Here is an 8,544-nt window from a genome sequence, read left to right as displayed (position 1 = left end):
CATACATGCCAGAAGGCATTTATGCCGAAATAAGAGACCTGGTATACAGCCGTGAGCCTATATGGATAATCTGAGGCATAAGTGTCGTGAAGAGCCGTATGCCTGAATTGGGCACGTACGGATCTGTGGGGGATATACCTAGTAATAGGTGTTTCTACCCGACAATTTAGGACTCGTCAGAGGATGGTGATCCTGGTAGACATGAGAGGTTAGTTACGAGAGGTCCTCGCCCACTGCTTATTGCTTTTCGTAACCTCCACAGGGGAGTTACTTGATTCGGTTAAAATATATGTAAATTTTCCACCAAAATATTATTGACGTAAGAAAAACCACATGGTATTTTATTTTTGGAAAAAATGAAAATTATTTTAAAGGCAAACCTGTTGAAAGGCAGGGTCGCAAAGCCAGAAGGGACTAAAGTCAGAAAGTTTGACCATGTCAGCCGGTTGCCACTGTTTCCATATCATCATAATATATGGAAAAGATGTTTGAACAGAAGAGATTCCGATACCTTTTATACTATATAGATGTGTGATTTTAAAGAATATAGTAGGGACACTGGCAGATTTTGGCAGATGTCCTTTTTGTATGCAAAAATGGGTAACGAAACTAGCAGGGACAGGTTTTCTGTATACAGATAAAAGCAGGATGAAGAAGGCATAAGACGGAGAGAGGACTTTTATAAAATGAAAAATTATGAAGACAAAATATATTCCTTAGGTGAGACTGTAACGGGGCAGACACAGGCCATGTCACAGGCCGTACAGAAAACACTGGAAAATAATGGCGGGGTAGGTATAATGACAGGATCTTATGACCAAAACCTGTCTATTTTGTCTGTGGATAATCTGCTGTTGCATAGTACAGGATATACATTCGATACTTTCATGGAACAGACAAAAGGCTCATTGAGAAATTTCTTTTATGACGAGGAAGATATACTGGAGCGAGACCGTTTTTTGCAGCTTCACGGAACAGGGGAAGCACAGATCCTTGCAGCAGACGGTACAGTGAATAATGTACGGCTTTGTAAAGAGGATGCGACAGATGAGGCGGGCAGACAGATCTGGGTTATGTCCGTACAGGTCAACTGGGATCATGTAAATCTGGCACTGCTCAATGAGGCTATTTGTTCCGGCTTCTGGTATTTTGACTGTGACGAAAACAGTGAGATTGTGAATGCAAACTGGAGTCATGAATTTCGAAAAATGCTTGGCTATCATGACACCCTGGACTTTCCGAATAAACTGGAATCCTGGTCAGATCTTCTGCATCCACAGGATAAAGAAAGAGTAATGGTGCAGCTTCAGGCGGCAATTAAGGATAAGACGAACCAGATAAAATACCAGGTAGAGTATCGTATGAGAATGAAGGATAATCAATACCAGTGGTTTCGGGCATCGGCAGAAGTAATACGCCGTCTGGATGGTTCTGCCAGCAGGATTGCCGGGATTTTTATTAACATTGATGGGGAGAAAAAAGAAATCATGCAGGCACAAAAATCTGCTGCTTTCCACCGGGCTTTTACGAAAGCAGATTTGTGTGAGTATTATGTGAATCTGGAAGCGAATACTTTTGATACCTTTAAGGTTGAACCGTCCCTGATGACCGTCTTTGAACAGAGTCATACGTGGGATGAATTGATCCGGCATTTTGTGGATTCCTATGTTGTGGAGACAGATAAGAAGGCGATATCCTCTTTTTACGACCGTGGTTATATTGCAGAAAGGCTGAAGGGGCTGGAAACCGAATTGGCTTTAGAGTGCCGTATCACTCTGAATGGAGAAGAACGATGGGTCCGCAATGTGGTCATACGTGGCGAAATAGAGGATTCAGAATATGCCATGATCTTTCTGCGTGATATCACAGAGACAAAGGTAGAGAGCGCACGGCATCTGCAGATGGCAGCAGATAATGCTTCCATGGAGCAGCTGATCCAGAGCATAGTGCGTCTGGTTGACCGCTTTGTTGTCTGTGATCTGGAAAATGACAGATATGAATTCTACAATCTGAATGGACAGATGATATATAAACCTCTGGGATTTTATCATGATTTTCAGATGCAGGTTCTTGAAAAATATAAGACACTGGAACCATTGGAAGCTATAGATATCCTGATAGCCCCGGATAATATTCGGAAAAAACTGAAAAGTGAAAATGATATTTATAAGTTTGAGTATTGCAGCCTGGATGAAAAGACTTATAAAATCGCTTCTTATATTCCCTTGGAATGGAAGAATGGAAAGCTGGAAAAGGTATTGCTGGCATCCATGGATGTGACACAGGAGAAGAAAGCAGAGATTGAATCCCGTCAGGCACTGATAGAGGCTTACCGGTCCGCAGAAAATGCAAATCGTGCGAAAACAGAATTCCTTTCCAATATGTCCCATGATATCCGGACACCAATGAATGCGATTGTGGGTCTGACAGCAATCGCAGGAGCAAATGTTGAGAGCCAGGACAGAGTCATTGAATGCCTCGGCAAGATCACAGAATCAAGCCGCCATCTGCTGGGGCTGATCAATGAAGTATTGGATATGGCACGTATTGAAAGTGGAAAAATGACACTGGCACAGGAAGATTTCAATCTGTCAGAGCTGGTAGATAATCTTATTACACTTACGAAACCGGTGCTTGATGAACATAAACATAATTTTGATATACACATCAATCATATTGAACATGAGGCTGTCTGTGGTGACAGCTTGAGGATTCAGCAGGTATTTGTGAATCTGATGAGTAATGCGATCAAGTATACACCGGATGGCGGGAATATTATTTTTTCCATAGAGGAAAAGCCAAATGGATTTTCAGAACTTGGATGCTATGAATTTACGATTGAGGATAATGGGATCGGTATGTCACCGGAATTCCAGAAAATCATGTTTGAGCCGTTCAGCCGCGCGGATGACCACCGGACAACCAGAGTCCAGGGAACTGGTCTGGGAATGGCAATTAGCAGAAATATTGTGAACCTGATGAATGGCACTATTAAAGTGGACAGTACCTTGCACAAGGGAACTAAAATCACAGTAACAATTTATCTGGAGCTTCAGGAAAAAGAAAAAGAACAGGACAGAGATCTGATGAATCTGCCGGTCCTGGTTGTGGATGATGATAGGACATGCTGTGAAAGTACAGTTGCAACATTAAAGGAAATCGGTATTATGGGTGAATGGGTTCTCTCTGGCAGGGAAGCGGTTGAGCGCTGTTATGCACGGCATGAGTTGAAAGATGATTACTTTGCTGTTATTTTAGACTGGAAGATGCCGGATATGGATGGCATAGAAACAGCCAGACAGATTCGGAAGCGGATAGGAAAAGAGATCCCCATCATTGTACTGACATCCTATGAATTCAGCGAAATTGAAGAAGAAGCAAAGGCTGCAGGTGTAGATGCTTTTATTGCAAAACCGCTGTTCCGTTCCCGGCTGACGGCAACACTGCGGCAGTTTACTTCAGGAAGAAAAGAAAAAATAGCAAGAAATTATCTGGAGAAGCTGTCAGAATCAGACTACACGGGAAAAAGGATTCTGCTGGTTGAGGATAATGAGTTGAACAGAGAAATTGCTGGTGAAATTTTACAGATGACAGGTGCAAAAGTGGAAACGGCAGAAAATGGGAAAATTGCAGTTGAAAAAGTGGAAGCTTCTCCGAAAGGTTCGTATGATCTTGTTTTTATGGATATCCAAATGCCTGTCATGAATGGTTATGAGGCAACTGCAGCAATCAGGAGCCTTCCGGGTGAAAAGGGAAAACTGCCTATTGTTGCCATGACTGCCAATGCTTTTGCAGAAGATGTACAGCTGGCCAAAAATACAGGCATGAATGGACATATCGCGAAACCGCTGGATATGAATAAGCTGAATGATGTTCTGGAAAGCTGGCTGTAACTGATTTTCATGTGATCACAAAGTATATTACTAGGAACAGAGTGAACAGTAACAGTAACTCAGGTTATGCTGCATAAATCCTCAAATACTCCTTGCAATAAAAAAATACAGCAATTATAATATAAATACAAAAGCCGGATGCGGAGGCTGACTTCTGAAAACAAAGAAAGGAAGTATAAAATGGCGAAAATTTTAATCAGTCCGTCCAAATATTTACAGGGTGCGGGAGAAATGAAGAATCTTGGAACTTATGCTGCAAAGAGCGGAAAAAAAGCGTTGGTTCTGATCAGTAAAGGCGGATATAAAAGAATCGGTAAAACGATCGAAGAGAGCTTTGCTGAGAGTACCTGTGAGGTGGTTTTTGATTATTTTAACGGAGAATGCTGTAACAGTGAGATTGATCGTCTGGTAAAGATCGTAAAAGATGAGCAGTGTGATCTTACCATTGGTATTGGTGGAGGAAAGATCTTTGATACAGCGAAGGCAGTTGCATACTATGCGGGAACACCGGTATTTATCTGTCCGACGATCGCATCTACAGATGCCCCTTGCAGTGCTTTGTCTGTTATTTATACAGAAGAAGGAGTTTTTGAAAAATATCTGTTTCTTCCGGCGAATCCGAATCTTGTTCTGATGGATACAGATATCATCACCAAATCGCCGGTTCGTCTTACTGTGGCTGGTATGGGAGATGCACTGGCAACATATTTTGAGGCAAGGGCATGCAAGAGAAGCGGAGCAACTTCCTGTGCAGGAGGTAAGACAACAGAGGCTGCCATGGCACTGGCTGAACTTTGTTTTAATACCTTGATGGATGAGGGCGTAAAAGCTAAGATAGCTCTGGAAGCAGGAGTATGCACACCGGCAGTTGAGAAAGTGATTGAGGCTAATACACTTCTTTCTGGAATTGGTTTTGAAAGTGCAGGACTTGCAGGTGCACATGCGATCCATAACGGATTTACTGTACTGGAAGAATGCCATCATATGTATCATGGAGAAAAAGTTGCATTCGGAACCATCACACAGCTGGTACTGGAGAATATTCCCCAGGAAGATCTGGAAGAGATCATCTTATGGTGCATAGAAGTAGGACTTCCTGTTACTCTGGCAGAGCTTGGAGCTGGGAAGGTAACGGATGAGCAGCTTATGGAAGTTGCCACAACTGCATGTGCGGAGAATGATACACTTCACAACATGCCATTTGAAGTTACACCGGAAACTGTATTTGCAGCAATCAAAGCGGCAGATGCATATGGAAGATATTACCTGGATGAGGAATAAACAGATAAAAAGTAAATAGCTGATATAAAAATTGCAATCTGCAGAAACAAGAGTTATCAAGTATTGTTATCCTGCAGGTTGCTTTTTTTTATGTATGGCTGTAATATAACAGAAAGATCAGTAAATATTGGAACAGAAAACATACGGAGGAATATTTGTGGCAAAAAAACGAAAACCCAAAATGGAGCTTCGATATTATAAGATGCCGGAGGGGAGCCCCATCCTTGCATTGCTTGGACAGAAGTGGGTTCAGAATTATGGGAACGATATCGATTATCTCCATTTTCATAATTATCTGGAAATCGGATTCTGCTATGAAGGACAGGGATTTATGATACTTGGAGAGGATAAGGTACAGTTTCATGACCGGGATTTTACGGTGATCCCATCCAATTATCCACATACTACAAACAGTGATATCGGAACTATCAGCCGCTGGGAGTATCTTTTTATTGATGTAGAAGGATTCCTGGATAAATTTATTAATAATTCAGTAAAAAAAGAAAAAATCGTTCAGCGGATCAACTCCAGATCGCTTTTTCTGAATGAAAAAGAAAACCGATCCATGGCAGGTAAGATCCTTAAGATTTTGGATATCATGCGGGATGGAGAGGAATTTTATCTGGAAGAAGCTAAGGGAGTTTTGGCATCGCTTCTTGTGGAAATCGCAAGGATAAACCGAGATTTAGGCGAAGAACGTTACAGCGAAGGCAGAGGAAAAGTCATGGATATGATCTCCAGGTTCCAGGATTATATTTCTGATCATTACATGGAGGATCTTCGTATTGACGAACTGGCAGAATACTGTCATATCAGTGAAACTCATTTGCGCCGGATATTTACGACTTACATGAAGATGAGTCCGCTGGAATACATCAATACGATCCGTATCCAGGCGGCCTGTGATTATCTGAAAAAAACAGATCAGCCAATTGCAGATATAGCACATAAGTGTGGTTTTACCACCAATTCCACATTTAACCGGAATTTTCGTCAGGTTACGGGAATGACACCTCTGGAGTGGAGAAAACGTCCGGAGAACTATGAACAGCAGCTTCTTAAGTTTGACATCCATTCAGAGGAAGGCTGGTAAAACAACAAAACTAGATCTGTGGATCTGTCACGACAGAATAGAAATATCAGACTGTATGCGGATCGGGCAGATAGAAAGAGGTAAGAAATGTACGATTACAGGATTGTGGAGCAGGTCTCCAGAAAAAAGAAACATATGTCAGGAGCTCTCAGAAAAGTAATGGTGATCTTTGCGGCAATTTTTGTACTGATGGGTATCACGATCTCTCAGGCATTCATGCTTCCGGGATTTCTTCTGGCGCTGCTTTACTTTGCTTATGACATATTCAGCCAGAGAGACTATGAATATACCATGGAAAACGGACAACTGACCATAGATGTGATCTATGGTAAAAAATATCGTAAAACAGCTCACGTGCTGAAGCTTGAGGAGATGGAAGTGACAGCACCTCACTATCATGAAAAAGTGGCAAAATATAAAAAGAATACCGGAACGGAGAAACTGAAAAAATACGATTATACCTCTTATGAAGATGATGTGCCTTACTATACCATGATCATTCAGGAAGATGGACGTAAAATAAAACTTCTTCTGGATCTGACAGAGGAAATGCTGCATACGATGAAAACGCAGTTTCCTGAAAGGGTTTATTTTGCATAATATGCAGAAATATTTGTGAAATATGTATGAAAAACAACATAAAATTTTATGAAATAGAAACAAAAACCTTCTTTTTTGACAAAAAATGTTCGCATAATGTCAAAAAAGAAGTTTTTTTTGGGCATCCTGACGAATGTAAAAAGAAAAAATCCTCAAAGTGCATATTTTTTGTAAAAATATAGCGTGACAATAGTGCACAATCAATAAAATGGTTGAAATTGCACATTATATGAACAATTCTGCAAACTATAGAGGAAATGCGGATGCTATAATCTATTCATAAGCAAACGGGAAATGCTTAATAAAGGAGGAAAAGTAAATGAAGAAAAAATTACTCGCAGTATTAATGACAGGTATCATGGCAATGTCTTTTGCTGCAACTACTACAGCAGTATATGCAAAAGGTGATGACGATAACACCCTGACTGTATGGGCATGGGATCAGAACTTCAACATCAAGGCTATGAATATTGCAGGTGAGCAGTATGCAAAGGATCACGAAGGATTCAAGGTTGATGTAGTTGAGACATCTTCTGATGACTGCCAGACCAAACTTACAACAGCAGCAAACGCCGGAGATTACAGCACACTTCCGGACATCGTTCTGATGCAGGACAACAGCTATCAGAAATATCTGAAGAGTTATCCGGATGCTTTTACAGATCTGAAGGATATGGATATCAACTGGGATGATTTCGGAAAACTGAAACAGTCCTACTCCATGGTAGATGACACACATTACGGAGTTCCGTTTGATAACGGTGCAACAATTGCCTGCTATCGTACAGATATCCTGGAAGAAGCAGGATATACCATTGATGATCTTACAGATATCACATGGAGCAAATTCATGGAGATCGGAAAAGACGTTCACGAAAAAACAGGTAAATATCTCCTTACAAGTGAAGCAACAGGTGGCGATACTCTGATGATGATGATCCAGTCCTGTGGAGCAAACTTCGTAAATGATGACGGAGAGGCTTATATCGTTGGCAACGATGTAGCAGAGAAATGCGTAGATCTTTATGTGGATCTTGTAAAGAACAATGTTGTTAAATTAGTAAATAACTGGGATGAGTACATCTCCACGATCACAGGCGGAGAGGCTGCCGGTATCGTTAACGGTAACTGGATCACAGCTACACTGATGGGAACAGAGGATCAGAAGGGTCTGTGGCAGATCACAACAATGCCGAAAGTTGACGGCGTTGATACAGCTACAAACTATGCAAACAATGGCGGATCTTCCTGGTACATTACATCCAACTGCAAGAATGTAGAGCTTGCTGAGGACTTCCTTGCAAGCACATTTGGTTCCAGCACAGACTTCTATGATGCAATCCTTCCGGAAACAGGTGCAATTTCCTGCTACCTGCCGGCTGGTGAGTCTGAGGTTTACAATGAGCCAAGCGAGTTCTTCAATAACCAGCCGATCTTCTCAACAATTGTAGAGTACTCTTCACACATTCCGGAATTTACAAAAACTCCGTACCACTATGAGGCAAGAGAGTGCATCAACACAGCTGTTGTTAATATTGTAAACGGCGCAGATAAAGAATCTGCACTTCAGGAAGCACAGGATACACTGGCATTCAAGATGACAGAGTAAAGCTGAAATATTAATGAAATACAGGGCAGGGGACTGCATGCAGTCCCTTGTCTTATGTAAAGGTTTAG

The 8,544-nt window shown here is 41.5% G+C and carries 5 protein-coding genes and 1 riboswitch; all 5 genes read left to right on the top strand.

Going from position 1 to position 8,544, the window contains the following annotated elements; all coding sequences use genetic code 11:
* The first annotated feature begins 363 nt into the window (after positions 1-363).
* Positions 364-454, top strand: a riboswitch (cyclic di-GMP riboswitch).
* Between the two features lie 232 nt (positions 455-686).
* The 5 genes from LI091_RS06505 (at position 687) to LI091_RS06485 (ending at position 8,476) form a co-directional block, all read left to right on the top strand.
* Positions 687-3,893, top strand: a complete 3,207-nt coding sequence (locus tag LI091_RS06505; RefSeq protein WP_265190951.1) for a hybrid sensor histidine kinase/response regulator — start codon at positions 687-689, stop codon at positions 3,891-3,893.
* 180 nt (positions 3,894-4,073) lie between these two features.
* The gene (locus LI091_RS06500) at positions 4,074-5,174 is read left to right on the top strand and encodes a glycerol dehydrogenase (RefSeq protein WP_044961632.1); all 1,101 of its coding nucleotides are present in this window, start codon (positions 4,074-4,076) and stop codon (positions 5,172-5,174) included.
* Between the two features lie 157 nt (positions 5,175-5,331).
* The gene (locus LI091_RS06495; RefSeq protein ID WP_227573734.1) at positions 5,332-6,267 is read left to right on the top strand and encodes a helix-turn-helix domain-containing protein; all 936 of its coding nucleotides are present in this window, start codon (positions 5,332-5,334) and stop codon (positions 6,265-6,267) included.
* Positions 6,268-6,354: 87 nt separating this feature from the next.
* Positions 6,355-6,867 carry a hypothetical protein gene (locus LI091_RS06490; RefSeq protein WP_021651763.1) on the top strand — a complete coding sequence of 171 codons (513 nt, stop codon included), beginning with the start codon at positions 6,355-6,357 and terminating at the stop codon, positions 6,865-6,867.
* A gap of 319 nt (positions 6,868-7,186) precedes the next feature.
* On the top strand, positions 7,187-8,476 hold the full coding sequence (locus tag LI091_RS06485) for an ABC transporter substrate-binding protein (RefSeq protein WP_015524390.1): 1,290 nt from the start codon (positions 7,187-7,189) through the stop codon (positions 8,474-8,476).
* Positions 8,477-8,544 lie beyond the last annotated feature (68 nt).

Source organism: Blautia sp. MSK20_18, assembly GCF_020553125.1.
Classification (GTDB): Bacteria; Bacillota; Clostridia; order Lachnospirales; family Lachnospiraceae; genus Blautia_A; species Blautia_A fusiformis.
This window is presented reverse-complemented; position numbering and strand designations above follow the sequence as displayed.

Bases quoted from the DNA above. Each gene is read 5' to 3' on its own strand.
- LI091_RS06505 (WP_265190951.1), top strand. From the start codon at position 687: ATGAAAAATTATGAAGACAAAATATATTCCTTAGGTGAGACTGTAACG.
- LI091_RS06485 (WP_015524390.1), top strand. From the start codon at position 7,187: ATGAAGAAAAAATTACTCGCAGTATTAATGACAGGTATCATGGCAATG.
- LI091_RS06500 (WP_044961632.1), top strand. From the start codon at position 4,074: ATGGCGAAAATTTTAATCAGTCCGTCCAAATATTTACAGGGTGCGGGA.
- LI091_RS06490 (WP_021651763.1), top strand. From the start codon at position 6,355: ATGTACGATTACAGGATTGTGGAGCAGGTCTCCAGAAAAAAGAAACAT.